Raw genomic sequence first — 25,921 nt, forward strand, 5'->3', positions numbered from 1 at the left:
CGGGGTGGACGGGGTATGGTTTGCTCTCCTGTAGCCCTGTAGAATCACCCGCCCACATAGTGCGTGCGCCGCCTTTTCGCTAGGGGCACACGGATTTGGCGCTCAGGCGGCGGCGCGCCACAGCGGGAATTGCGCCAGCCGGCCTTTCGCCGCCACCACCGCGCGGATCGCGCGCGCGGGCTGCAGCGCCGCCAGGATGGCCGGATCACCCGCATCCATGCCGCCGGTCAACGCGCCGAATGCCGGCAGGATCATGCGCCCGCCGGCATTGCCGACGCCATCGCTCACCACGGCGCAGGGGCGGCGGATGCGCCGGGCGCGCACGGTTACCGCCAGCTTGGGATGAAAATGCCCGGACAATTCCGGCCGCATCTCCCCGGCGATCGCATGGTGGCGCAGGATGATGCCTGCGAGCTCTACCTCCGCCAGCACCGTTCCGCCCAATTGCTTCTGCAACTCCGCATGCCGGTCCGGCCCGGCACGATCGTGATTGCCCGTCAGCCACACCCAGTCGAGCACACCCGTCAGCGCCGCCAGCATGCCCGCCGCATGCGACTCCAGCCGGGATGGTCCGCCCGCATCGTGGAAATTGTCGCCCAGGGTGACGATCCGCCGCGCACCCGTCTGCCGCACCTCCGCCGCCAGTCGCGCCAGCGTCTCGCGACTGTCATAGGGGGGCAGCATCTGGCCGGACCGCGCGTAGAAGCTGCCCTTCTCCAGATGCAGGTCCGCCACCAGCAGCGTACGCTCGCGCGGCCAGTACAGCGCGTGGCCGGGCGTCAGCACGAACTCTTCCCCCGCGAAGGGCAGCGGGCAGCCGGTGGGGGTGCAGGGATCGGGGCCGAACGAAACGGGAACCATGCCCGCGCCTTGCCGCAGCCGCCCGGCTTTGGCAAGCAGCCGCAATGGAACAGGTAACCGACTGGACTCCCTACACCGCTCGCGCTCGCGACTGGTTCGAAACGTTGCGCAATCGCATCTGCGCCGAGTTCGAGGCGATCGAGCGGGAGGCCGGCAGCGACGCTGCCTTCACCTACACGCCGTGGGACCGCACCACCGATGACGGCAGCGAAGGCGGCGGCGGGGTGCGCGGCGTGATGAAGGGCCGCGTGTTCGAGAAGGTGGGCGTCAACGTGTCCACTGTGTCGGGCGAGTTCGCGCCCAAATTTGCCGCCACCATCAACGGCGCCAGCGCCGAAGCGCCCGGCTTCACCGCCACCGGGATCAGCCTGGTCGCGCACATGGCCAATCCGCATGTCCCCGCCGTGCACATGAACACCCGGTTCCTTACCACCACGGCGGCATGGTTCGGCGGCGGCGCGGACCTGAACCCGCCGATTCCCTATGCCGAGGATACCGAGGCATTTCACGGCGCCCTGCGTGCCGCGTGCCAGCCCTTCGACCCCGCCTGGTACGATCGCTACGCCAAGTGGGCGGACGAATATTTCTTCATTCCCCATCGCGGCGTCGCGCGCGGTGTCGGCGGTATCTTCTACGATCATCTTGAATGCGCCGATGACGCGCATTGGGATCGGCACTTCGCCTTCACCCGCGCAGTCGGAGAGACGTTCCTGGACGTGTTCCCGCGCCTCGTCCGCCGCCGCATGGGCGTGGAATGGACGCCCGCCGACAAGCAGACCCAGTTGGAATGGCGGGGACGCTACGCCGAATTCAACCTGGTCTACGACCGGGGCACGCTGTTCGGCCTGAAGACCGGCGGCAACGTCGATGCCATCCTGATGAGCCTGCCGCCCGAAGCGGTGTGGAGTTAGGAACAGCTTCGCGGCGATCGCCGCCCTCTCCGCTGTCCTACATCAGGTCCATCTGTCATGTCGGGCCGATGCCCTGCCATTTTCTCTCACATCCCTCATTCGATCGGCAAACCCGCGCATCATCCTGCCCGTCACCCCGGGCCAAGGTAGGTGTCAACTTAGTGTAAACTTCCAGCGTTTTCGGGTCACCGCCCCAGGGCGCCGCTTGCGGCACAGCGGGCGGCGGGGCAGAACCACCTCACCCCTTCGCGCGATAAAGTCTTGCCCTTCGCGCAACAATCCGCACATCGTATAGCAATGCTGCGGCAATATGAACTGGTGGAACGGGTCAAGGCCTACGACCCCGATGCGGACGAGGCGCTGCTGAACCGCGCTTACGTGTTCACCGTGCAGAAGCACGGCAGCCAGAAGCGCGCGAGCGGCGACCCCTATTTCAGCCACCCGGTGGAAGTCGCCGGGCTGATGACCGACCTCAAGCTGGATCAGGAGACCATCGCCACCGCGCTGCTGCACGACACGGTGGAGGACACGCTCGCCACCATCGCCGACATCGAGGCGCAGTTCGGCCCCGACATCGCCCGGCTGGTGGACGGCGTGACCAAGCTCTCCAAGATCGAGACGATGGCGGAGAACGAGCGGGCGGCGGAGAACCTGCGCAAGTTCCTGCTGGCTATGAGCGAGGACATCCGCGTCCTGCTGGTGAAGCTCGGCGACCGGCTCCACAACATGCGCACGCTCCATTATATCAAGAGCCCGGAGAAGCGCCGCCGCATCGCCCGCGAGACCATGGAGATCTACGCCCCGCTCGCCGAACGGGTCGGCATGTACGAATACATGCGGGAGATGCAGGCCCTCGCCTTCGAGCAGCTGGAGCCCGACGCCTACCACACCCTGACCGGCCGGCTGGAACAGCTGCGCAGCACCGACCATGGGCAGGTGGACAAGGTCGCTCTAGCCATCAAGCACGCGCTGGCCGCCGCCGGCCTGCAGGTGGCGGTCTGGGGGCGGGAGAAGCAGCCCTATTCCATCTGGCGCAAGATGGCCGAAAGGCACGTGGCGTTCGACCAGGTGACGGACATCATGGCCTTTCGCGTGCTGACGCAATCGGTTGGCGACTGCTACCGCGCGCTCGGGGTCCTGCACACCGTCTGGCAGTTCCTGCCCGGCCGGTTCAAGGACTACATCTCCACACCCAAGAGCAACGGCTACCGCTCGCTCCATACGGCGCTGATTTACGAGAACTCGATGCGGGTGGAGGTGCAGATCCGCACCGGGGAGATGCACCGCACCAACGAGTTCGGCTTGGCCGCACACTGGGCGTACAAGCAAGGCGACCGCCCCGACGGGCAGGTCGGCTGGTTGCGCGACCTGATCGAGATCGTGGATGCCAGCCACGATGCAGAGGAGCTGCTCGAGAACACGAAGATGGCGATCTACCAGGATCGCATCTTCGCCTTCACGCCCAAGGGAGCGCTGTTCCAGTTGCCCAAGGGGGCGAGCGCGGTCGATTTCGCCTTCGCCGTCCACACTGATCTCGGCGCGGCGGCGGTCGGCGCCAAGATCAATGGCCGCCACGTACCGCTGCGCACCGTGCTGGAAAACGGCGACGTGGTGGAGGTCATCAAGGGGCAGAGCGCGGAGCCGCAGCTGAGCTGGCTCGGCTTCGTCACCACCGGCAAGGCCCGCGCCGCCATCCGCCGCGCGCTCCGCGCCAAGGAGCGGGCCGAAGTGGTGGAGACCGGCCGCCGCCTGTACGAGGAGATCACCGATCGCCTGCCCACCAAGGTTGGCCGCAAGGCTATCCGGGAGGCGCTGGACCGTCTCGGCATGGATGACGAGGACGACCTGATGCACGCCATCGGCGCCGCTCGCCTGTCCGCCAGGCAGGTCATGGAGGCGCTGGTGCCCGGCAGCACCGCCGACCTGCCGGCCGAGCCGGAGGAGCGCGCCATCACCATCCAGGGCCTGCGTCCGGGTACCGGCTTCCGCCTCGCAGAATGCTGCCACCCTGTGCCCGGCGACCGCATCGTCGGCCTGCACGAGGAGGACGGCTCCGCCCGTGGCACCGTGGTCATCCATACGATCGACTGCCCGCGCCTGGCCGCGGAAGAGACAGAGGACTGGCTGGACCTTGGCTGGGGCGAACAGTCGCGCGGTGCAGTCGGCCGCCTGCGGGCGGTGCTGTACCACCGCACCGGCACGCTGGCGGAGATGGCCGGCATATTCGCCAAGAACAACGCCAACGTCATCGGGTTGGATCTGACCGAGCGGCGCGACGATCCGTTCCACACCTATGTGGTCGATCTGGAGGTCCAGGATCTCGCCCACCTCACCCGCATCCGCAGCGCGCTGCGCGCCAGTGACGCGGTCGCGGAAGTGGAGCGGGTCTGATGGCGCGTGACAATGCCGACCGTCGCATTGCCCTGCTGATCGATGCCGACAATGTATCCCACACCAAGATCGCGGCCATGCTGGCGGAACTGGCCAAGTACGGCACCGCCAGCATCCGGCGCGCCTATGGCAACTGGGCCAGCCAGGGGCTGAAGGGCTGGACGGAGAAGCTGCACGCCCACGCGATCCGCCCGATCCAGCAGTTCAACTACAGCACCGGCAAGAACGCCACTGACATCGCATTGGTGATCGATGCCATGGAGCTGCTCTACACGCAGCGCCCCGACGCCTTCTGCCTCGCCTCCAGCGATGCCGATTTCACGCCGCTGGTGATGCAACTGCGCGCCAACGGGCACGACGTCTATGGCTTCGGGGAACGCAAGACACCCGACCCCTTCGTGAACGCCTGCACCACCTTCCTCTACCTCGACACCTTGGAGGAGCCGGAGGGATCGGAGCCGCTGCCACCCAGGAAGGCCGCGCCGGCCAAATCCGCCAAAGCGAAGAAGCCGGCCGAGCCGAAGAAGGACGACGCACCTACCAGGCCCGACAAGCCGCTGGCGCTCGATGCCAAGCTCGTCACCATCCTACGCGGCGCGGTGGAGGCGGCGGCGCGTGACGATGGCTGGGCGCTGCTCGGCACCGCGGGCAGCGCAGCCAAGCGGCAGGCGCCGATCGACCCACGCAATTACGGCTGCAAGAACTTTCCAACCCTGTTCGAGGCGACCGGCCTGTTCGAGATCGTGGAGGCCGCCGGGCAGCGCTATGTCGCCGATCGCCGCAACACCGACCGGACAAAGGCGCCGGAGGTCTGACGCTTCAGGCGAGTCGCACAGTCCGTGCCCGCCAGTTTGCCAGATGCGCGCCCGCCAGCAGCAGGCTGCCTGCCACGGTGGCCGCAGTCTCCGCCCGGTCGGTCGGCATGAACAGACCCAGCGCCATCAGCGACAGCCCGGCCGCACCCGCCAGCAGGCATGCCCTGCCCTCCGGCCGCCGCGTCGCGCCCCACAATGCTACCGCACTGGTCGGCACAGCCAGTAACAGAACCGCCACGTGGAAGGCCTCGCCGGCGAACAGCGTCTCCGCGAGGATCGGCAGCAGAGCGAGCGCCAACGGCAGCGCAAGGCAATGCACCATGCACGCCACAGACGCCACGACGGCGAAGCTGTCCAGCATGGCGAGCGACGTACGGCGAGCGGGCTGATCCGGAACCATGCCGGGCCAGATAGCGCAGGCAAGTCAGTGTTACAATATCACATTTCCACGCGCCGCACCGGAACCGGCGCGTTACACAGATCCACTCCGCCCGCTGGTTGGAGATAGAAGCTGTCGCGCCGATTGGCCTTCACCGCCAGGTAGGCGGCGAAGCTGGCACCATCGGTGGCGAGATATTCGAACCGTGGCTGAGCGTCCGCTGGTAGGCTGTCGCCCAGTCGAATGGAGAGGATCGGGGTATGCTCCGCCTCCGTGGCGTAGACGCCCGCCTCTCCGGTGCCGCGCGACAGCGTAGCGAGGTGCTCAATTCCTTCGACGACCCGGCCGACTACCGCGATGTTGCGGTCAAGCTGGCGGGGCGCATGGCCGATCACCGCATATAGCTCGGCACCGGTGCCCGTGTCGGGCGACATATCGCGCGCCACGCCCACTGCGCCATAGCAATGAACCGGCCACGCCGTCCCGCCACCCTCGCTATCCAGCGCCAGCGGCCAGCCGGCGACATGGGCGCCGATGGCGTAGGAATCTATCCACCTGCTCACGGTGATCGGCTCTCGCCGATCCGGCCCGGTCAGCACGTAATCGCGCCCATCCTCCGGCCCACGTTCGACCGGGGTGATATAGGCGCTTTCGGGAACCGCCATGATGTCCGGCGGCAACGGCTTGGCGGAGGTGGCCGGGTCCTCACCCTCCCCCGCACCCCATTGCGCCACCCAATTGTCGACAACGCGATAAACGCTGGTGCCGTCCCACCAACCGGCCTGTGCCAGGGTGCGGATATTGCCGATCCAGCCCTGGCTGAAGGGCGGCGGCAATAGCTGTATGACCACCTGCCGCGTCCGGCCTGCAGCGTCGGGTGCCAGTTCCATCACCAGCAGATCGGCCGGTGGGATGGTACGCCATTCCGCCGCCGGCGCAGCCGCGATCACCGATGTAGGCGTGGGTGGCACGCTGTCCTGCGCCAGCGCGGCGGCAGGCAGAACGAGGGAGATGGCGGCAAGAGAGAGAAAACGCATGCGACCATCCTGCCAACCCGTGCGATCGGCGCAAGCGCGATCAGCCTGCCGCATCCTCCAGCGCATGCATGTCACCGTCGGACAGGCCGAAATGATGCCCGACCTCGTGCACCAGCACATGCGCGACCAGATGCTCCAAGGTGACGTCGCCGCGTTCTACCCACTCGTCCAGGATCGCACGGCGGAACAGCCGGATGCGGTCCGGCATCGTGCCCGAATGATCGATACTCTTGGCGCCGACCGGCAGCCCTTCATACAGCCCCGTCAGTTCGAAGGGGTCCTCGATCCCCAATTCCGCCAGGGTCTCCTCGTCGGCGAAATCCTCCACCACCAGCCGCACGCCCGCCAGGTGGCTGGCGAACGGCTCTCCGATCCGGCCCAGCGCATCGCGAGCCATGTTTTCGATGTCGGAAAGATCGGGCGACAGGTCGAAAATGCGTGACATGATGGCTTGAGCGTACTGTCCCTGTCGATGGTGACAAGTACAACCCTTGCCATGCGTCGCCCCGCTCGCTAGGGGCCGCGCTCTTGCCAGCAGGCATGCGGAGCGGTGGCCGAGTGGTCGAAGGCGCACGCCTGGAAAGTGTGTATACGTCAAAAGCGTATCGTGGGTTCGAATCCCACCCGCTCCGCCAAATACCGGTTCCGACAAGGGACCGCGTCACGCCTGCAGGGAAATGGCCCAACCCTGCCGATCGACGCCTCAGAACAGCTCGTCCAGCAACAGGTGGAACCGTAGCTTTCGTCGGTCCGGCTCGATCGCATATTCGGTGAACAGCCGATCCTGAAGGTCGGCGCCAAACTCGCCGAGACAGTTCCAGAGTACCGCGAGATCCTGGTAGCGGTCGCCAATTCCGGCGCGACCCACATCGATGCAGCCGACGACCTCGCCAGCGACCATCAGCAGATTGTCGAGCGAGAAGTCTCCATGGGTGACCACCGGATCAGGCGCGAGCGGCAGCAGGCTTTGCAGCGCATCCCACACCTGCCCCGCGGTCCACCCTTCCTGCTCCTCGTCAAAGTCGCTCTCATCGACCAGTCCAGCCTTGATGCGCTCCTTCGCCAGCAACAGCCTGTAGGCGTGATCGCTGCTGAAGGGGCACGCGGCAACCGGGACCGCGTGCAGCCGCCGCAGGAAAACCGCCAACGCATCGACAATGGCGGGCCGATCGTTAGGACAGGCGACAAGGCGTTGGTAAGCGGTTTCTCCCGGTAGCGCCGTGCTCAGCAACCACGCCGTATCCGTCGTCATGACGAAGCGCACAACCGCAGGCGCGGGGACGCGGCCCGCCATCCAGCGCAGCCTCGCCGCCTCCGCCATCAGATCGTCGGCAAGTATCCCCTCGCCTTGCTTGAGAAACAGATCGGGCGCGTCTGACCGGCCATGCAGCTGGTAGACGGCAGCGCCGGCCTTCCCGACGAGGTTCCTGGACCATCGGTAGCCGGACAGCGCGGCTGACATGCAGGCCGGCACCTCCATTGCCGCGCAGGCTTCCTCCCGTTCCGCCTCCTTGCGCATGATTGCTCCCCAATCAGTCCTGTGGCCTTGGCCTCCTGTGATCCGAAATGGCTTGCCAACGGTCAAGGATCGGCGAGACAGGCCGGACGGAAGATGTCCGATAATGGGGAGCGACAAAGTGACGCGGATCGCGATCGTGGGGGCAGGCGCGATCGGCGCCACGGTGGGGGCATGGCTGACCACCAACAGCCAGTTGGAAGTGACCTTCTGTGTGCGAAGCCACTTCGACCGCCTGCATGTCGAAACACCCTCTCGCGTGATCGACACCGTACCCGGGCTGTTAAGCGAAGTGGCGCAGGCAGCCCCGGTCGACTGGGTCATCGTCGCGACCAAGACCTACGATGCCGCGGGCGCCGCCACCTGGATCGACGCACTGACAGGCCCGGCCACGCGGCTGGCGATCCTGCAGAACGGGGTGGAGCACCTGACGCGCTTCACGACGCCCGGCCGTGACCGGCAGGTGCCGGCGATCGTGGACATCCCGGCGGAACGGCAAGCTCTCGGCCGGGTGCTGCAACGCCGGGACGGCTCCATCCTGATCCCGGCGGACGACAATGGCCGCGCCTTTGCCGCACTCTTTCGTGACACGCCGATTGACGTGCAGCCGATTGCCGACTGGCAGAGTGCGGCGTGGCGCAAGCTCGCCATCAATTGCGCCGGTGCGGTTAACGCTCTCACCCTGAAGCCCGCCGGAATTGCCGCTGAAGAGGATATTGCCGAACTGATGCGAGCGCTGGTGCGCGAATGCGTCGCGGTCGGCCGGGCGGAGGGTGCCACGTTGGGCGACACCCTGCCGGACGAGGTTGTCGCGGGCTACCGCGCCAGCGACCCGGACTCCGTCAATTCCATACATGCCGATCGGCAGGCCGGTCGCCAGACGGAGGCGGATGCGCGCAACGGGGTGATCGCACGCCTTGCGGCACGAAACGGATTGACGGCACCGCTGAATGCAATGGCGCACGTCCTGCTGACGGCACGCTGAGGCGGCTGGCTGCAGCCGACCGCCACCTCTTGAAAGTCATCGGCAGCGCGGAGGCGGCGCTTACCGCAGCGGTGGTGCAGGCTCGCTGACCGCCGACCCGGATTTCGGCGGGCGCGGCTGGTCCAGCAGTCCCGCCACGAGGCGCTCATAGGCGGCGCTCCCAGTCACCTGCGCTGTCACGGCCTCCAGCTCCCGATAGGCTTCCAGCACGGTACGGCCCTGAGCTGACAGCCGCGCACCGCGTTCGCGGCCCCCACCGGCAAGCGTATCGACCAGCCGTTCGCTGAAGCAGCGATTCATCTCGTCCACCAACAGCCAGGTACGGCGATAGCTCATGCCCAGCACGCGGCCGGCGGCCTTGATCGAACCTTCACGGTCGATCGCTTCCAGCAGGTCTGCCTTGCCCGGTCCCATGGCGAAGCTGTCCCCACAGACGAGCTGCAGTTTCAGCTTGAGCGGGCCGATCAGCATCTCGCCCGCCGTTCATTCCGATGCGGTGAGCCACGATCGCCGATTTGGCGGACGGAGGGTCGAGCGCCGCTGCATTCATCGGCGATCTGCTTGCAGGCGCTGATCATCATGTCCCCTCAGCTAGAACCTGCCGGCGGAGCGATGCAACCAAAGACCAGCCCCCGCGCCTGGTTCCTCAGGTCAAGTTTGGCCGCAGCCAGCGCTGCGCGTCCTCGACAGGCAGGTCACGCCGTGCGGCGTAGTCCGTAACCTGGTCCATGCCTATCTGCGCGACTCCGAAATAGGCCGCCTGCGGGTGTCCGAAATAGAACCCGCTGACAGCGGCGGTCGGCAGCATGGCCATGCTCTCGGTCAGCGTGATGCCGGCCACGTCATCACCACCGTCAGCGAGCATGGCGAACAATTGCGGTTTCAGCGTGTGATCCGGACAGGCGGGGTAGCCGGGCGCCGGGCGGATGCCGCGATATTGCTCCCGGATCAGCGCCTCGTTGGTCAGCTGCTCTTCCGGCGCATAGCCCCACAGCGTCGTACGGACATGCTGGTGCAGGCGTTCGGCGAAGGCTTCGGCGAAGCGGTCGGCCAGCGCCTTCAGCAGGATGTCGTTGTAATCGTCGTGGCTTTCGCGGAACCGCGCCAGATGCTGGTCAATGCCGTGGATCGCCACGGCGAACCCGCCCAGCCAGTCGCCGGCAGGATCAATGAAATCGGCCAGGCACATATTGGCACGCCCTTCCCGCTTGGCGACCTGCTGCCGCAGCATGGCAAGCCGGGTGCTGCCTTCGTTGCTGCGGTCCATATCCGGCACGGCGAACCCGGCCGGCACGCTGGCGCCGTCAGGGCTCCGATGGTCGGCCGAATGGCGGTTCTGCACGAAGATGTCGTCGCCATGCCGGTGCGCCGGCCACAGCCCGACCACGCCCCGCGCAGTCAGCCACTTTTCCGCGATGATCTGCGCCAGCATCGCCTGCGCATCCGCCCACAGGCTGCGCGCGCTTTCCCCCACCACCGCGTCATCCAGGATCGCAGGGAAGTTGCCCGCCAGTTCCCATGACCGGAAGAACGGCGTCCAGTCGATCACCTCCGCCAGATCGGCCAGATCCCAATCGTCGTAGCGGTGGATGCCTGGTTGCACGGGCGCGGGCGGCTTCAGCGCCATGTCGGCCTCAAACGCATTGGCGCGCGCCTGTTCCAGCGGGACCAGCGTGGATCCGCCAGCATTGGCGCGCTTGACCCGGACCTCGTCATATTCGGCCTTGGTGCGAGCGGTGAAATCCTCCGCCTGCGTGTCCGACACCAGCTGCGTGCAGACGCCCACCGCGCGGCTGGCGTCCAGCACATGCACCACCGCGCCTTTGTAAGCCGGATCGATCCGAAGCGCGGTATGCACCCGGCTGGTCGTGGCCCCACCGATCAGCAGCGGCATGGTCATGCCGGCGCGGGCCATCTCCTCCGCCACCGTCACCATCTCGTCCAGGGAGGGGGTGATGAGACCTGACAGGCCGATCATGTCGGCATTATTGTCGTTGGCGGCATCGATGATCGTCTTCCATGGCACCATCACGCCCAGGTCGATGATCTCGAACCCGTTACACTGGAGGACCACGCCGACGATGTTCTTGCCGATGTCGTGCACGTCGCCCTTTACCGTGGCGAGGACGATCTTGCCCTTGCCCTTGGCGCCCGGCTCCTTGGCCGCCTCGATAAAGGGGAGGAGGTGCGCGACCGCCTTCTTCATCACGCGCGCCGATTTCACCACCTGTGGCAGGAACATCTTGCCGCTACCGAAGAGGTCGCCGACAACGTTCATGCCATCCATCAGCGGGCCTTCGATCACCTCGATCGGCTTGGCTGCCGCCTGCCGCGCCTCCTCGGTATCCTCCACCACGAAGGCGTCGATGCCGCGCACGAGCGCATGTTCAAGCCTTTTGGCGACCGGCAGGGTGCGCCATTGCAGCGCTGCCTTGTCGTCTGCGCCACCTGCCTTCTGCCCGCGATAGCGCTCGGCAATGCGCACCAACCGGTCGGTCGGTGTCTCGGCCGGATCGCGCTGTGGCCGGTTCAGGATCACGTCCTCGCACGCCTCGCGCAGTTCGGGGTCGATCTGGTCGTACACGTCCAACTGCCCGGCATTGACGATCGCCATGTCGAGGCCAGCCGGAATGGCGTGATACAGGAAGATCGAATGCATCGCCCGGCGCACCGGCTCGTTGCCGCGGAAGCTGAAGGACAGGTTCGACAGGCCGCCGGAAAAGTGCGCGTGCGGGCAGCTTGCGCGAATGCGCTTCACCGCCTCGATGAAGTCCACCCCGTAATTGTTGTGCTCCTCGATGCCTGTCGCCACGGCGAATATGTTAGCATCGAAGATGATGTCCTCTGGCGGAAAGCCCATGCCGGTCAGCAGCTTGTAGGCGCGCTGGCAGATCTCGACCTTGCGATCCTCCGTATCCGCCTGACCGACCTCGTCGAAGGCCATAACCACCACGGCGGCGCCGTACGCCATGCACAGCCGCGCCTCGTGCAGGAACTTGTCCTCACCCTCCTTCATGCTGATGGAGTTCACGATGGGCTTGCCGCTGACGCATTTCAGGCCCGCCTCGATCACCTCCCACTTGGAGCTGTCGATCATCACCGGCACGCGGGCGATGTCAGGCTCGGCCGCGATCCGCTTCAGGAAGGTGGTCATCGCCTCCACCGCATCCAGCAGACCTTCGTCCATGTTGACGTCGATGATCTGCGCGCCGTTCTCGACCTGGTTCAGCGCGACGGAGACTGCGGCTTCATAATCGCCCGCCATGATCAGCTTCTTGAACGCCGCCGATCCGGTGACGTTGGTCCGCTCGCCAATATTGACGAAGCGGACGGAGGATGCCTGTTCGGTCATGTCGATCACGCCATGGTAAAGGGTTCGAGGCCAGCCAGGCGCGTGCGCACCGCCGGTGTCGGGATCACGCGTGGCTGCAGCGGGGCGACGGCAGCAGCGATCGCCCGAATATGCGCGGGGGTGGAGCCGCAGCAGCCGCCCAGCACATTGACTTGCCCCCGCTCCGCCCAGTCGCGCACCAGTGCGGCGGTGGTTTCCGGCGCCTCGTCATACTGGCCCAGTTCGTTAGGCAGGCCGGCATTTGGGTAGACCATGATCAGCGTGTCGCAGGTCTCGCTGAGGGTCTTCACATGCGGTCGCAACTGCTCCGCACCGAAGGAGCAATTAAGGCCGATCGTCACTGGCCGCGCATGGCGCACCGCATGCCAGAACGCTTCCACCGTATGGCCGGACAAGTTGCGACCGGAAAGGTCGGTCAGCGTCATCGACAGCATGATCGGTACGTCCCGGCCGAAGCCGTCCGCCGCCTCCTGCGCGGCCATGATGCCGGCCTTGGCGTTCAGCGTGTCGAACACTGTCTCGATCAGGATGAAGTCCGCCCCACCTTCGATCAGGGCGTCGGCCTGTTCGCGGTAGACATCCTTCAGGTAGTCAAAGTCGATCTCCCGATATCCGGGATCGTTGACGTCTGGGCTGAGCGAAAGGGTCTTGTTGGTTGGCCCGATCGCGCCCGCCACATAGCGGCGCCGGCCGTCCTGCGCGGCGAACTCGTCCGCGATGCGGCGGGCCATGGCGGCGCTTTCCCAATTGATCTCCTGCACCAGCCCTTCCGCACCGTAATCGGCCTGGCTGATGCGGTTGGCGGAGAAGGTATTCGTCTCCGCGATGTCGGCCCCTGCCGCGAAATAGGCGCGGTGGATGCTTTCGGGCACCTCCGGCTTGGTCAGCGCCAGGATGTCGTTGTTGCCCTTCTGATCGTGGCCCAGCGCCAGCGTGCCAGCATAATCCGCCTCGCTCAGCTTCCAATTCTGGATCTCGGTGCCGAAAGCGCCATCGGTGATGAGGATGCGATCCTGCGCGGCGGCGATCAACGCCTCGCGGGCACCCGGCGGGGCGAACTGGAGATTGGCCATCCGGGGCGCATATAAGTGATTGCTTATATATTCAAGCCGGGCCCTGAGGCACGATCACCGGCCCGTCAGGCTGCGCCAGGATCGTCACGTCAACACCGTAGGCTGCCGCTATGTTCGCCGCCGTCAGCACCTCGCCTGCCGGGCCGTTGGCCAGTTCGGCACCATCCTTCAGCAGCAAGACGTCATCGGCGACGCGGGCGGCCAGCGTCAGATCGTGCAGCACCAGCACCACCCCCACGCCCCGCCCCGCCGTTGCCCGCAACATCTTTAAGGTTTCCAACTGGTGCAGCGGGTCGAGGCTCGCCAACGGCTCGTCCGCCAGCAGCCAGGCGGGTTCTCCCGCCAACACCCGGGCCAGCAGCACTCGCGCGCGTTCCCCACCGGAGAGGGAGCGGACTGGCCGGTCGGCCAGCAGCGCCGTATCAGTGGCGGTCAGCGCCGCCTCGATCGTCTGCGGATCGATGTCGCCATGCGGCAGGCGGCCCAGTTGCACCAGCTCGCGCACCAGCATGTTCCAGTGCACGGCGGCATCCTGCGGCAGGTAGCCGATCGCGCGTGCCCGTTCCCTCGGCGGCAGCGCCGCCACGTTGCGGCCGTCCAGCAAGACGTGGCCACCGCTGACCGGCAGCAGCGCGGCGCAGGCACGCAGCAAGGTGGACTTACCCGCGCCGTTGGCTCCCAGCACCGCGATCACGCGGCCGGGCTTGAAGCTGGTGGTCACGCCGCGCAGCACGTGCCGCCGGCTCAACACCACCTGCAGGTTCTCGATGCTCAGCCCCATGACCGGCCCCGCTCGCCCAGCAGCAGCACCAGAAAGTACGGCGCTCCGATCAGCGCCATGGCCACGCCCAGCCGCACCTCGCCCGCGCCCGGCGCCAGGCGGCACAGGATGTCCGCCGCCAGCACCAGCGCCGCCCCGCCCAGCGCACTTGGCAACAGCAGCGCGCCCGGCCGTGCACCGGCCAGCGGTCGCAGCATGTGCGGCACGACCAGCCCGACGAAGCCGACCACGCCTGTGGCCGCCACTCCGGCGCCGACGCACAGGCCCGCCCCGGCGATCACCAGCGCCTGCAACCGCGACAGGCTGATGCCGAGGGAGCGCGCCGCATCCGTCCCCAACGTTAGCGCATCCAGGCTGCGCCCAGTCGTCAGCAGCAGCGCACAGCCGGCCAGCATGAACGGCGCGGCATGAGCGAGGTCTTCCGCGCCGCGATCGGTCAGCGCGCCCATCAGCCAGTCGATCGCCGCCGCCACGACATAGGGGTTGGGCGCAATGGAGATCAGGAACACCGTCAATGCGGCTCCCAGGCTGGCCAGCACCGTACCCGCCAGCACGAAGGCCGCAGGCGTCTCCGCCCGCCACGTCAGCGCCGCCAGCAGCGCCAGCCCGCCACCCGCCGAAAGCATCGCCGCAGCGAAAATACCCCATTGGCTCGCCCCGCCCAGTACGATCGCCGCGACGGCCCCCAGTGCAGCGGCGCTCGACGTGCCGAGCACGCCAGGGTCAGCCAGCGGGTTGCGCAGCCATCCTTGCATCACCGCGCCCGACAGACCCAGCGACGCGCCTAGCAAGGTCGCCAGTGCGGCGCGTGGTACTCGCAACTCTGCGATGATAGACCAGCGTGCGTCGCCCGCCCACCAAGCGGACAGTGGCACGACTGCCTTGCCCACAGACAGCGAGGCGAAGAACAGCGCGAACACCATGACAACCAGCAAGATCAGCAGCGTCACGCGCCTCATGGCGCCACCTGTCGTCGCACCGCCGCAAGCCGGGCCAGTGCCGCCGGTATCGTCGGCCCGCCGCAATTCACGAGTTCGCGCGGAAACGTGACCTCTCGGGTGTCCGCGTCAGTCCGCTCCAGCAGTCGTCGGCGGAGCGCCGCTGTCCGCCCGCCCCTATCGGGGCTGAGGATCACGGCGGGGGGATCGGTCAGTATTATCTCCACCGGCAGCGACCCGGTCATTGCCAGCCCGTAATCCGCCGCCGCGTTCCTGAAGCCTGCCACCTGCATCATCTCGTGCAGCAAGGTGCCGGCCCCGTTTGCCAGATCGCCCGATATATAGAGCAGCGCCGGAACCGCCGCACCACTCCATCGCGCCCCCGCCACCGCGTGGTCAATCCGGGCATTGATCGCCGCGCCGCGCGCCTCCGCGCCGATCGCGTGCGCCAGTTCGGCAACCTGCGCCTTGCTGGCGGCGATGGTCGTGGGGCTGTCGAGATAGAGCACCCGCAGACCAGCCTTGGCGAAGGCGGCGCGAGTGGCAGGGGGCGTGTAGCTGGTCGCGACCACCAGCCTGGGCGCCAGCGCGATCACCTCCTCCGCCGTGCCGCCCGTGCTACGCAGCCCGCGGGCGACGTCCAGCGGCACGGAGGTGGCGCCGGCCTGTTGCGAGTAGTGACTGATCGCCGCAATCCGCCCGGCCGGCACCAGCGCCAGCAGCAACTGGTCCGAACACGGGTTCAGCGACACGATGCCACCCTGCCGCTGCTCGCCCGCCGGGGCACACCCGGCCAGCAGCAACAGGAGCAGGGGCAGCAGCCGGCGCATCGCCTTAGTCGAACCGCAGGCGCACGCCGCCATGAACGGCACGCCCGATAGTGCCATAGCCGCGGACGACCTGGTATTCCTCGTCAAAGGCGTTCTCGACCCGGCCGTAAATCGACCAGCGCTCCGCCACCGGCATCTCCGCCCGGACAGCAACCAGCGTGTAGCCATCCAGCCGCGCGGTGTTCGCCGCATTGTCAAAGCTGTCGCCGACTAGTTGCACCGTGCCCCCAAGCGACAAGCCGAAGGCGAAGCGGTAATCGGCCGAAACGCTGCCGCTGTGGCGTGGGCGTCGGGCCAGCTGGTTGCCCTCGAACCCGACGCTGCGGTTCTCCGTATCGATCAGGCTGTACGACCCAGCGAGGGTCAATCCCTCGACCGGGCGGGCCACCAGCCCGATCTCTAACCCGTTGGCGTGCGTGCGGGCGATGTTGGAGTAGGTGAAGGTGAGCGGATCGAAATCGATCTGGTTCACCGTATCGCGGTGGAACCAGGTCGCGCTCGCCAGCAGGGCATCGCCCAGCAGGCGCTGCTCGACGCCAACGTCCCAGCTTTCCGCGGTCTCCGGCCGCAGGCTGGCCGTGCCGTAGAAGGGGGCATACAACTGGTACAGGGTCGGCGCCTTGAACCCTTCGGCGTAGGAGCCTCGCAGCACCGTTCCCGCCCTTACCGCAAGCGCAGCATTCGCGCCGAAGGTGGTGCGACCGCCGAATGCGTCGTCATCGTCATGCCGGATCGCACCGGTAATGGTCAGCGGGTTCAGAGGCGTCGTGATCGCCTCCGCCCACACGCTGGTGGTGCCTCGGCTGAAGCCCTGCACGCCATCGCTGAAGCGCGTATCCTCATGCTCCGCGCCGACGATCAACCGCACACGGTCCATCGCGTCGATGTCGCCCTTGTAGGTGTAGCGTTCCGACCGTCCGCGCGTCAGGAACAGCGGCTCCGCCCCTGCATCCCGGTCGTAATTGTCGCGATCCACGTTGGCAATTTGGAATGCGATCGTATTGCGCCAGCGCCCGTCCAGAATGTCGGCGTGTAGGCCAGCATAGCCGTACAGCTCCTCGGCGGTGGAGTATTCATCCGTGTCGGCGAAGGCGAAGGCAGGCGCGGGGAAGCCATCCAGATCGGTCCGGCTGTCCGCCCAAAAACCGCGCAGGTCCAGCCCCAGGTCGGGCGTGAACGCCACCTCGCCCCGCGCGCTGGCGCCATATTGCCGATACCCGTCCCGCTCCGCGCCGCCGTCGAATGCAGAGATGCCGTCAGTGCGCAAATACCCGCCGGTCAGTGCGCCCGACACGATGCCGCTGCTACCGGATACGCCGCTGCTGGCGAACAGCGTATCCATGCTGCCATATTCGACATTGCCGCGTGCCTGCAGACCTTCGGACGGGGCCTTGGTCATGATGTTGACCACGCCGCCGATCGCCTGGCTGCCCCACGGGACGGAGTTCGGCCCGCGCAGCACCTCCACCCGTTCGACATTGGTGGCCAGCAGACTGGCGAAGTCGAACCCGCCGCCCGGCGCCGCCGGATCGTTGACCCGAACCCCATCGATCAGCACCAACGTCTGGTCGCCTTCCCCGCCGCGTATGCGAAGGCTGGTCAACGTGCCCAAGCCGCCATTACGCGTCACGGTAACTCCCGGCGTGGTCGCCAGCAGGTCGCTGATCGCGATGGTCTGCCGTTGCTCGATCATGTCGCGGTCGATCACCGTCACCGCCTGGCCGGTCGTGGAGGCATCCTGTGGTGCGCCAATGGCGGTGACGATGATGTCGCCTCCCCGCTCCTGCGCCCCCGCGGGAGACACGGCCAGCACCGCCGGCGCTGCGGCCAGCAGATAAGAAACCTTCATTGACAAGCCCAATCCATCAAGGGCCACCGCCGCGCCACAACATGCGCGTACGAAGGCCAAACGCCCTGTCGCCTCTCGAGGATTTCGGCCTCGTCCGCGCGGCACACCCCGTCCGCACGATGGATCGACTGCGCCCGGCAGGTCTCCTGGCTCTCGGATCACCATGTCGCCCGGCCTTCCCGGATCGAGATCCAGTGGCCATTGCGGGCGAAATTCCCCGATCACAGTTGCGGGGGCAGCGCGGGCTTCGGCCCATGGCCGGTCCCGACTTCCCTTTTCATCCCCGCTTCCGGGGAACCGTTCGCACGCTAGGGGCCTTAAGCGCCGCTCGCCGGCTGCGTCAATATTCCACACCCTTCTGCGCGTTGAAGCCGGCATTGAACGGGTGCTTCACCTCTCCGAACTCTGTCACGAGGTCGGCCATCTCGGCCAGTTCCGCCCGCGCGCCGCGGCCGGTGATGCAGATATGCTTGGCCAAAGGCCGCTCGCGCAGGAACGCCAGCACCTCCGCCGACGGCAAAGTATCGTCGGCCAGCACGATGTTGAGTTCGTCCAGGATCACGAAGTCGATCTCCGGGTCGGCGATCAGGTCCTTCGCCCGTTCCCACCCGCGCCGGGCGGCTGCAATGTCCTTCGCCCGATCCTGCGTGTCCCAGGTGAACCCCTCCCCCATGCTCTCGAAGCTGACGAGATCAAGCGGCATCGCGGCGAAGAAATTGCGTTCCCCCGTCTCCCACGTACCTTTCACAAATTGCAGGATTGCGACGCGCATGCCCCAGCCGATTGACCGGATCGCCATGCCGAACGCAGCCGAAGACTTGCCCTTGCCGTTGCCGGTATGAACAATCAGCAGCCCGCGTTCCGCCGTGCGACGGGCCTGCAGCTTGTCACGAGCCACCTTCATCCGCTTCATGCGGGCATTGTGGCGGGAATGGTCGACGTGTTGCGAGGGATCGGACATGCAGCGCTTCTGGTCCGGCCATCGACACACGACAAGGCGGAACTGACGCCGAACCTCGCCCTGCGTCCGACCATGGGTTACAGGAGACCGACCGCATCGGTTTGACAAACGAAAGGTAGAAGCTGGATGGCCACGGCTGCATCCGCGCGCGGATCAGACATGATCCATATCGAAGGCGGCCGGTTCCAGATGGGTTCGGACCGCTTCTATCCGGAAGAGGCGCCGGTTCGCCCAGTGCGGGTGGACAGCTTCCTGATCGACGCGGTGCCGGTCACGAACGCCGCCTTCACCGCGTTTGTCGCCGCCACCGGCTATGTCACGGAGGTTGAGCGCATCCCCGATCCGGCCGACTATCCAGGTTTGGACCCCGCGCTGGCGATCGCAGGATCGCTGGTATTCGAGAAGACCCGCTCCCCTGTTGACCTCGCTGATTTCAACCAATGGTGGCATTTCCGCGCCGGTGCCGACTGGCGCCATCCGCTGGGCCCCGACAGCACAATCGACGGGCTGGGTGATCACCCGGTTGTTCACGTTTCCTATGAAGATGCGGTGGCTTTCGCGACCTGGGCAGGCAAGCGCCTGCCGACGGAGGCCGAATGGGAGTTCGCGGCGCGTGGCGGCGCGGATACCGATTACGCCTGGGGAGATGAGCTTGCGCCCGGCGGCGCGATGCTGGCGAATTACTGGCAGGGCCTGTTTCCCTTCTCCAACCAGCAGCTCGACGGTTATGAGCGGACCTCTCCCGTCGGGACCTATCCGGCGAATGGCTATGGCCTGTTCGACATGATCGGAAATGTCTGGGAATGGACCAGCGACTGGTACGCCCTGCCGAGCGGTACAGCTCCGGCGAGGGCCGGCAAGGCGGCATCCTGTTGCGCGATCCCGAACCCGCGCGGTGGGCGCAAGCGCGACAGCTACGACCCTGCGATGCCGGCAATGAAGATCGGGCGCAAGGTGCTGAAGGGCGGATCGCACCTTTGCGCCCCCAATTACTGCCAACGTTACCGGCCAGCGGCGCGACACCCCCAAACGGTCGACAGCGCCACCACCCATATTGGATTTCGCTGCGCCATAACGGTCTGACCGTTACCATGGCTTTTCCAGTCTCTCGAACGGATCAGGCAGGTTTATCCGCCTTTCCTGCACGACCGTGCTGCGCCAACATCCCGCCAGTATCCTTGCGTTGGAGAAAGACATGACGCTCCGCACCAGTACCGTCGACGGGGTCGACGCGGTCATACTGCCCCCGCTACGTGATCTGGGAGATGGGTTCACCGTGCGCCGCGCGCTGCCCAGTGCACATCGCCGCATGGTCGGCCCCTTCATCTTCTATGACCAGATGGGCCCGGCCGCGTTCCGTTCGGGCGAAGGGCTGGACGTGCGCCCGCACCCACATATCGGCCTCGCGACGGTCACCTATCTGCTGGATGGCGAGATCCTGCACCGCGACAGCGTCGGTTCGGTCCAGTCGATCCGCCCGGGCGAAGTCAACTGGATGACCGCCGGCCGCGGCATCGTTCATTCCGAACGCACCGGGTCGGAGGTGCGCGCGGCCGGTGGCGGATTGTTCGGGCTGCAGGCCTGGGTCGCCCTGCCCGCCGCGCTGGAGGAGACCGCGCCCGCCTTCGACCACTACGCCGCCGACGCGATCCCTGTGGTGGAGGATGCCGGCATGCGCCTGACGCTAATCGCCGGCAGCCATGACGGGCTCGTGTCCCCGGTCGGTACCCTGTCCGACATGGTCTATGCCGACATAGTGCTTGCCCCTGGCGCCCGCTATCGACTTACGGCGGAGCATGTGGAACGCGCGGTCTACCTGGTGGAAGGCGAGGTCACGGCCGAGGGGCAGGATGGCGGCTTCGCCGCCGGGGAGCTGATCGTGTTCAAGCCCGGCGCAGAGATCGTCCTGGCCAGCGCGCGCGGTGCGCGGCTGATGCTGATCGGCGGGGAACCCTTCCCCGAGAAGCGCCACATTTACTGGAACTTCGTCTCAAGCCGGGCCGACCGTATTGAGCAGGCGAAGGAGGATTGGCGCGCGCGCCGGTTCGCCGACGTGCCGCAGGAACACGAATTCATTCCCCTGCCCGACGAACCGAAGCCCGTCCGCTATCCCTGACGGACTTGACTAGAGATCGGCCGCGCCCGGCAACGGCCGATCCTCCAGTCCCAGGGCCACCATCTGCTCCACCAACCAGGTGCCTCCCGGGCCAGGCGGGCGGTCACGGCGGCTGATCGCATGAAAGCGGTAGGTGCCGCCCGGATCGTCCGGCATGGCCAGCCGGACCAGCGTGCCTGCCACCAGATCGGGTTCGATCAGGGGCAGCGGCATGTTGCCCCAGCCGATCCCCTCCCGCAGCAACTGATGCTTGGCGCCAAGATCAGCCAGCCGCCAGGTCCGCGGCGACAGGACCGCGAAGTCCCGCCCGTCGGTCAGCGGAGATCGATCGGTCAGCACCAGCTGCACATGGTCGCGCCCCGCGCCCGGCGTGATCCGTTCCATCCGTGCCAGCGGGTGATCGGGCGCCGAGACTGGCACCAGCGGCACACTGCCGGCAGCGCGCGTCTCCAGCCCGTCCGTGCCGCCGGGCAGCGGGCCCGACAGGCCGATTGCCGCGCGCCTATCCAGCACCAGCGCTGCCACCGCCCCCAGTGCCTCGACGTGCAGGCGCAGGGTGACGGTCGGACAATGCACGGCAAAAGCGCGCAGCAATGCTCCCAGTCGCGCGGCAGGAAGCATCACGTCCACCGCCAGCGTGACCTCCGCCTCCCATCCTTCAAGCAGGCCTTGTACCTTGGCCTTCAACCCATCCATGCCGCTGGCTACGGTTCGCGCCTCCGCCAGTACGGCGCGGCCCGCCTCTGTCAGTTGCGGCCGACGGGTGCCCGCGCGGTCGAACAGCAATACGCCAAGCTGCGCCTCCAGATTGGCGACGCCATAGCTGACGACGCTGACCGCCCGGTTCAGCCGACGGCCGGCCGCGGCGAAGCTGCCCGTTTCGACCACCGCCAGGAAGATGCGCAACTGGTCGAACGTGGGCGTACCTACGGCACTCATTTCCATTCTCTCGAACATTTGGCACAGCTTTATACAGGTTTTCCGGCGACACACAGCCGTCTATTTGGTGCCCAACAGCCGGCTCGACCGGCTTGCACAGGAGGACACCGACATGATCGAACTGCGACCTTTCGACAGCCTGGGTGGCGCCAATCACGGCTGGCTGGATGCGAAGCACCACTTCTCCTTCGCCAACTACTACGATCCGGCGCGCACCAGTTGGGGCAATCTACGGGTGTGGAACGACGACACGATCGCTCCCAACAGCGGCTTTCCCCCGCATCCCCACCGTGACATGGAGATCATCACCTATGTTCGCGAAGGGGCGATCACCCACCAGGACAATCTCGGCAATCACGGGCGGACCGAAGCGGGTGACGTGCAAGTGATGAGCGCGGGCACCGGCATCGCCCATGCCGAGTACAACCGGGAGGATGTGACCACCCGCATCTTCCAGATATGGATTCAGCCGACCCGCACGGGCGAGCAGCCAAGCTGGGGCGCGCGTCCTTTCCCCAAGGGGGAACGTGCAGGTCAGTTCGTGACGCTTGCTTCCGGCTTCGACGAAGATGGCGACGCGCTGCCGATCCGTACCGATGCGCGGGTCGTGGGCGCTACGCTGAAGGCGGGCGAGACGGCGGATTACCCCCTCGGTCGCAACCGGCGGGCTTACCTGGTGCCGGCGACCGGCGCGGTGGAGATCGGCGGGCAGCGGGTGAATGCCCGCGACGGTGCCGCCATCCGGGACGAGGATGTGCTGCGGATCACCGCGCTGGAAGACAGCGAGGTCGTGCTGGTCGACGCCGCCTAAAGGCATCGGCGAACATGGGGGAAGGACGGGCCGGCGGTCCGTCCTTCCTCGTATCGGCGATCTGGCTAGTGGGCCCCCTCCTTGCCCCGCCAGCGCAGCGATCGCGCATTGGCAGCGGGCAGGTCAAACCCGCCCGCCTCCGCCGCCAGCCCCAACGCGACCGCCTCCCCCAGCTGCGCATCGCTCGCTTGGCGATAGGCAGGTCGCCCACTGATGAAATCGTACCAGCACCCACCCACCGCATTGTCGAGCAGCACGCGGGCGAAGCAATGATCCAGGCGGATCGGCCAGTCGCGTTCGTCCGCCAGAGCGGGCAGGCGGCGGCGTACCAGGTCCAGCCATTCAGCTTCCAGGGCTGTGCGTCCAAGCTGGCGGGATTCGTTCATTACAGTGATGTGTGACGTTGCACGCATCTCGGCAAGCAGCCGGACGCGCCGCCCTACGTTCGTAACCGCACACTGTTCCCGGCAAAGTGTTGTATCCATGCCGCACTGCGGCAGAGAAGTTGCCGGCGAAACGGCCTCGATCTCCCGTCTTCGCGCTTGTGTCGCGCAAAAACAGTCACTTACGCGGACATGCCGCCTTTGCGGCAAGCGCGAAAGATGTCGCATCACTGTAACAATATTTGTATCTAGCCGCTCGCAAGGACGGCGGGCCCGGTGCGGTGCGACGCGTCCAGCTACAGCTCACCCCATCGCAGGCAGGAAATCCTCGCAATGAAGAACATCCTTTTTGGCGGCTGCTCGATCCTCGCGCTCGCCATCCCCGGCACGGCGCTGGCGCAGTCCGCCGCTTCCACCGAAGTTGAAGGCGAAGCCATCGTCGTCAGCGGCTCCGTCACGCGCGACGTTGAGGGCATTCTGATGCCGCAGACCCCGCGTGCAAAGCAGGTCCTGACGCAGGAGCAGCTGGAGCGGAACGGGCCGGGTCAGACGGTGCTTGATTCAATCAACATCATTCCCGGCGTCACCTTCACCAACAACGACGCCTACGGTTCCGGCGGTGGTCAGCTGTCGATCCGCGGCTTTTCCGCCGACCGCATCAGCCTGACCTTTGACGGTCTGCCGCTGAACGACACCGGCAACTACGCCATCTATTCGAACCAGCAGCTCGATCCCGAGATCATCGACAACGTCAATGTGAACCTGGGTTCGACCGACATCGACAGCCCGACAGCCGCGGCCTCCGGCTCGACCGTAAACTATCAGAGCCGCACGCCGAGCGAGGACATGGGCGCGCTGTTCTCCGTTTCGGCCGGTGACTTCGACATGTTCCGCATCTTCGGCATGTTCGATACCGGTGCGCTGACCAGCAGCGGGTTGCGTGCGTTCATCTCGGCCAGCAAGCAGGACTACAAGAATCCGATCAACAACTACGGCAAGGTCGACAAGACCCAGTTCAACGCGAAGATTTACCAGCCGCTGGCCGGCGACGACTACGTCTGGATTGCCGCGCACTACAACGAGAACCGCAACAACTTCTTCGGCTCGGTGCCGCTGCGCACCGACACCACTGGCGGCCGCGTCGTCGGTCCGGGCTCGGCCAATCGCTTCCCGCTTAACCGGGGCGAGGCGGAGTACGACATCAACTATCCTTGCGCGGTCAACCTGGAAGCCCGCCCGGGCGTGGCTGATATTGCGAACACCTGCGGTACCGAATTCGACCGCCGCTACAACCCGTCCAAGACCGGCAACATCCGCGGCGTCGGGCGCTTCACGCTGACCGACCAGCTGGTGCTGACGGTCGAGCCGAGCTTCCAGTGGACCCGCGCGAACGGCGGCGGCACCATCGCTGCGTTCGAAAGCCTGACCCCGACCAGCCTGTCCGGTGGCATCCCGAGCGGTCTCACCGGCAATGTCGGCGGCCAGTTCTACTTCGGTCGCGACCTCAATGGCGATGGCGACATCCTCGATCGCGTCACGGTCGTGCAGCCCAGCCAGACGCGCACCAACCGCTATGGCGTGATCTCCAACCTGATCTACGACATCACGCCCGATCACACCGTGCGCCTCGCCTACACGCTGGACTATGGCGATCACCGCCAGACCGGCGAAGCAGGCTTCGTCTACGGCAATGGCGAGCCGATCAGCACCATGCCGGCTTACGATAACCCGATCACCGATCGGGACGGCAACGTGCTGCAGAAGCGCGACCGCGAAAGCAAGGCGATCCTGCACCAGGTGTCGGGCGAGTATCGCGGCGCCTTCATTAACGGCCGCCTCAACGTGGTTGCCGGCCTGCGTGCGCCGTTCTTCACGCGTGACCTGCAGAACAACTGCTTCACCACCAGCGACAGCGGCTTCGTGGATTGCTTCGCCACGGATGCGGCCAACGCGGCCTATGCCGCGGCCCGCCCGACCATCCAGGGTCCGCAGCAGCGTGAGCTGGACTACAACAAGGTCCTGCCGAGCGCCGGCTTCACCTTCGACCTGACCGATCCGCTGCAGCTGTTCTTCAACTACTCGAAGGGGCTGCAGGTCCCCGGCACGGACGCGCTGTACAACTCGTTCTTCTTCGCACCCGACGCCGGCCCGGCCAACCCCGATCCGGAAACGACCGACAACTTCGATCTGGGTCTTCGCTATACCAACTCGATCGTGCAGGCGCAGGCGGTCGGCTGGTACACCAAGTATGCCAACCGTCTCGCATCGGCCTACGATCCGGAAACCGATCGCAACGTCTACCGCAACCTGGGTGACGTGGAGAAGTACGGTATCGACGGCAGCATCAACGTGACTCCGATCCCGGAAGTCTTCGTGGGCGTGTTCGGCTCCTACCTCCACTCGGAGATCAAGGAAGACGTGCAGAGCGGCGTGCGCAATGGCGTGCCGATCTTCGTCGCCACCGCGGGCAATCGTGAAAGCGGTGCGCCGGAATACAGCTACGGTGCGCAGGCCCGCGTGATGCTCGGCCCCGTGGACCTGGGCGCCACCGCCAAGCGGACCGGCGGTCGGTTCATCTACGACACCAACCTGCCGGTCTATGCCGGTACGGCAACCGCCCCGGTTGAGGTCTTTGGCGCCCAAACCCCGGCCTACTGGCTGGTGAACCTGGATGCCCGCGTGAACATGGAATGGGCCGGCCTGAACGACCGCACCTTCGTGCAGGTGAACGTCTATAACCTGTTCGACGACCTGTATGCCGGCACCTACACTGCCGGCCTGAACCAGGGCAACGTGCTGGGCAATGGCGTGTTCACGGGCACGCCGGGCAGCGTTCCCAACGTCCAGATCGGTGCGCCGCGGACCTTCTCGGTGTCCTTCACCGCAGGGTTCTGATCGATCGCGCCTATGTGGCGATGACGATAATTGCGGGGAGGCGTCTTGCGGCGTCTCCCCGTTTTTGTTTGGGAACATGATCGTTCCAGGAGTTTGCC

The 25,921-nt window shown here is 66.3% G+C and carries 23 protein-coding genes, 1 tRNA gene and 1 riboswitch; of the genes, 9 read left to right on the top strand and 15 right to left on the bottom strand.

Translation table 11 applies throughout. The features are described from left to right. Positions 1-102: 102 nt before the first annotated feature. Positions 103-861, bottom strand: coding sequence for a ligase-associated DNA damage response endonuclease PdeM (gene pdeM, locus V5740_RS05610; protein ID WP_347304087.1), 759 nt, complete (start codon positions 859-861; stop codon positions 103-105). 44 nt (positions 862-905) lie between these two features. Here pdeM and hemF point away from each other — a divergent pair, with 44 nt between their 5' ends. From hemF to V5740_RS05625, 3 genes are all read left to right on the top strand, one after another. Further along, on the top strand, positions 906-1,772 hold the full coding sequence (gene hemF / locus V5740_RS05615; protein ID WP_347304088.1) for an oxygen-dependent coproporphyrinogen oxidase: 867 nt from the start codon (positions 906-908) through the stop codon (positions 1,770-1,772). 297 nt (positions 1,773-2,069) lie between these two features. Next, a complete protein-coding gene (locus tag V5740_RS05620) occupies positions 2,070-4,163 on the top strand; it encodes a bifunctional (p)ppGpp synthetase/guanosine-3',5'-bis(diphosphate) 3'-pyrophosphohydrolase (protein WP_347304089.1) in 2,094 nt (697 codons plus the stop codon). Continuing rightward, entirely contained in the window at positions 4,163-4,978 is an 816-nt protein-coding gene (locus tag V5740_RS05625; RefSeq protein WP_347304090.1) for an NYN domain-containing protein, read from the top strand. Before V5740_RS05620 ends, V5740_RS05625 begins: the two co-directional genes overlap by 1 nt. Positions 4,979-4,982: 4 nt before the next feature. Here V5740_RS05625 and V5740_RS05630 read toward each other — a convergent pair whose 3' ends face one another. From V5740_RS05630 to V5740_RS05640, 3 genes are read right to left on the bottom strand one after another with little or no spacing between them, the layout of a single operon-like run. Further along, positions 4,983-5,378, bottom strand: coding sequence for a MerC domain-containing protein (locus V5740_RS05630; protein WP_347304091.1), 396 nt, complete (start codon positions 5,376-5,378; stop codon positions 4,983-4,985). Between the two features lie 38 nt (positions 5,379-5,416). Then, complete coding sequence (locus V5740_RS05635) at positions 5,417-6,394, bottom strand: peptidylprolyl isomerase (protein WP_347304092.1); 978 nt, start codon at positions 6,392-6,394, stop codon at positions 5,417-5,419. A 40-nt stretch (positions 6,395-6,434) separates the two neighbouring features. Next, positions 6,435-6,839, bottom strand: coding sequence for a metallopeptidase family protein (locus tag V5740_RS05640; RefSeq protein ID WP_347304093.1), 405 nt, complete (start codon positions 6,837-6,839; stop codon positions 6,435-6,437). 99 nt (positions 6,840-6,938) lie between these two features. Between V5740_RS05640 and V5740_RS05645 the strand changes: the two genes are divergently transcribed. Next, positions 6,939-7,029 (top strand) — tRNA-Ser (locus V5740_RS05645). Positions 7,030-7,097: 68 nt separating this feature from the next. Here V5740_RS05645 and V5740_RS05650 read toward each other — a convergent pair. Next, positions 7,098-7,913, bottom strand: a complete 816-nt coding sequence (locus tag V5740_RS05650; RefSeq protein ID WP_347304094.1) for an APH(3')-I family aminoglycoside O-phosphotransferase — start codon at positions 7,911-7,913, stop codon at positions 7,098-7,100. A 103-nt stretch (positions 7,914-8,016) separates the two neighbouring features. On the opposite strand from V5740_RS05650, the gene V5740_RS05655 reads away from it, so the two are divergent. After that, positions 8,017-8,895 carry a 2-dehydropantoate 2-reductase gene (locus tag V5740_RS05655; RefSeq protein ID WP_347304095.1) on the top strand — a complete coding sequence of 293 codons (879 nt, stop codon included), beginning with the start codon at positions 8,017-8,019 and terminating at the stop codon, positions 8,893-8,895. A 60-nt stretch (positions 8,896-8,955) separates the two neighbouring features. Here the strand turns inward: V5740_RS05655 and V5740_RS05660 are convergent, their stop codons facing one another. From V5740_RS05660 to cobO, 8 genes are all read right to left on the bottom strand, one after another. Beyond that, the gene (locus V5740_RS05660; protein ID WP_347304096.1) at positions 8,956-9,366 is read right to left on the bottom strand and encodes a ModE family transcriptional regulator; all 411 of its coding nucleotides are present in this window, start codon (positions 9,364-9,366) and stop codon (positions 8,956-8,958) included. A 175-nt stretch (positions 9,367-9,541) separates the two neighbouring features. Further along, positions 9,542-12,247: a methionine synthase gene (gene metH / locus V5740_RS05665; protein WP_347304097.1), complete on the bottom strand. Its 2,706-nt coding sequence runs from the start codon at positions 12,245-12,247 to the stop codon at positions 9,542-9,544. Between the two features lie 5 nt (positions 12,248-12,252). Further along, positions 12,253-13,320, bottom strand: coding sequence for a homocysteine S-methyltransferase family protein (locus V5740_RS05670; protein WP_347304098.1), 1,068 nt, complete (start codon positions 13,318-13,320; stop codon positions 12,253-12,255). A 31-nt stretch (positions 13,321-13,351) separates the two neighbouring features. Beyond that, positions 13,352-14,101 carry an ABC transporter ATP-binding protein gene (locus V5740_RS05675; protein WP_347304099.1) on the bottom strand — a complete coding sequence of 250 codons (750 nt, stop codon included), beginning with the start codon at positions 14,099-14,101 and terminating at the stop codon, positions 13,352-13,354. After that, the gene (locus tag V5740_RS05680; RefSeq protein WP_347304100.1) at positions 14,092-15,060 is read right to left on the bottom strand and encodes an iron ABC transporter permease; all 969 of its coding nucleotides are present in this window, start codon (positions 15,058-15,060) and stop codon (positions 14,092-14,094) included. The genes V5740_RS05675 and V5740_RS05680 overlap by 10 nt, the downstream gene beginning before the upstream one ends. After that, on the bottom strand, positions 15,057-15,926 hold the full coding sequence (locus V5740_RS05685; RefSeq protein WP_347304101.1) for an ABC transporter substrate-binding protein: 870 nt from the start codon (positions 15,924-15,926) through the stop codon (positions 15,057-15,059). The genes V5740_RS05680 and V5740_RS05685 overlap by 4 nt, the downstream gene beginning before the upstream one ends. Then, positions 15,874-17,718 carry a TonB-dependent receptor gene (locus V5740_RS05690; RefSeq protein WP_347304102.1) on the bottom strand — a complete coding sequence of 615 codons (1,845 nt, stop codon included), beginning with the start codon at positions 17,716-17,718 and terminating at the stop codon, positions 15,874-15,876. Before V5740_RS05690 ends, V5740_RS05685 begins: the two co-directional genes overlap by 53 nt. A 118-nt stretch (positions 17,719-17,836) precedes the next feature. Next, positions 17,837-18,035: riboswitch (cobalamin riboswitch) on the bottom strand. A 23-nt stretch (positions 18,036-18,058) separates the two neighbouring features. Then, on the bottom strand, positions 18,059-18,679 hold the full coding sequence (gene cobO / locus V5740_RS05695; protein WP_347304103.1) for a cob(I)yrinic acid a,c-diamide adenosyltransferase: 621 nt from the start codon (positions 18,677-18,679) through the stop codon (positions 18,059-18,061). 159 nt (positions 18,680-18,838) lie between these two features. Between cobO and V5740_RS05700 the strand changes: the two genes are divergently transcribed. Together V5740_RS05700 and V5740_RS05705 are read left to right on the top strand one after the other, a co-directional pair. Continuing rightward, the gene (locus V5740_RS05700; RefSeq protein ID WP_347304104.1) at positions 18,839-19,762 is read left to right on the top strand and encodes a formylglycine-generating enzyme family protein; all 924 of its coding nucleotides are present in this window, start codon (positions 18,839-18,841) and stop codon (positions 19,760-19,762) included. Between the two features lie 112 nt (positions 19,763-19,874). Beyond that, positions 19,875-20,795 carry a pirin family protein gene (locus V5740_RS05705; protein ID WP_347304105.1) on the top strand — a complete coding sequence of 307 codons (921 nt, stop codon included), beginning with the start codon at positions 19,875-19,877 and terminating at the stop codon, positions 20,793-20,795. A gap of 9 nt (positions 20,796-20,804) precedes the next feature. Here the strand turns inward: V5740_RS05705 and V5740_RS05710 are convergent, their stop codons facing one another. Further along, complete coding sequence (locus V5740_RS05710) at positions 20,805-21,734, bottom strand: LysR family transcriptional regulator (RefSeq protein ID WP_347304454.1); 930 nt, start codon at positions 21,732-21,734, stop codon at positions 20,805-20,807. A 112-nt stretch (positions 21,735-21,846) separates the two neighbouring features. On the opposite strand from V5740_RS05710, the gene V5740_RS05715 reads away from it, so the two are divergent. Next, on the top strand, positions 21,847-22,545 hold the full coding sequence (locus tag V5740_RS05715; RefSeq protein WP_347304106.1) for a pirin family protein: 699 nt from the start codon (positions 21,847-21,849) through the stop codon (positions 22,543-22,545). 65 nt (positions 22,546-22,610) lie between these two features. On the opposite strand, the gene V5740_RS05720 is transcribed toward V5740_RS05715, so the two are convergent. After that, the gene (locus V5740_RS05720) at positions 22,611-22,931 is read right to left on the bottom strand and encodes a GCN5-related N-acetyltransferase (RefSeq protein ID WP_347304107.1); all 321 of its coding nucleotides are present in this window, start codon (positions 22,929-22,931) and stop codon (positions 22,611-22,613) included. A 330-nt stretch (positions 22,932-23,261) separates the two neighbouring features. On the opposite strand from V5740_RS05720, the gene V5740_RS05725 reads away from it, so the two are divergent. Next, entirely contained in the window at positions 23,262-25,823 is a 2,562-nt protein-coding gene (locus V5740_RS05725; RefSeq protein ID WP_347304108.1) for a TonB-dependent receptor, read from the top strand. The last annotated feature ends 98 nt before the right edge of the window (positions 25,824-25,921 follow it).

The organism is Croceibacterium sp. TMG7-5b_MA50 (genome assembly GCF_039830145.1).
Taxonomy (GTDB): Bacteria; Pseudomonadota; Alphaproteobacteria; order Sphingomonadales; family Sphingomonadaceae; genus Croceibacterium.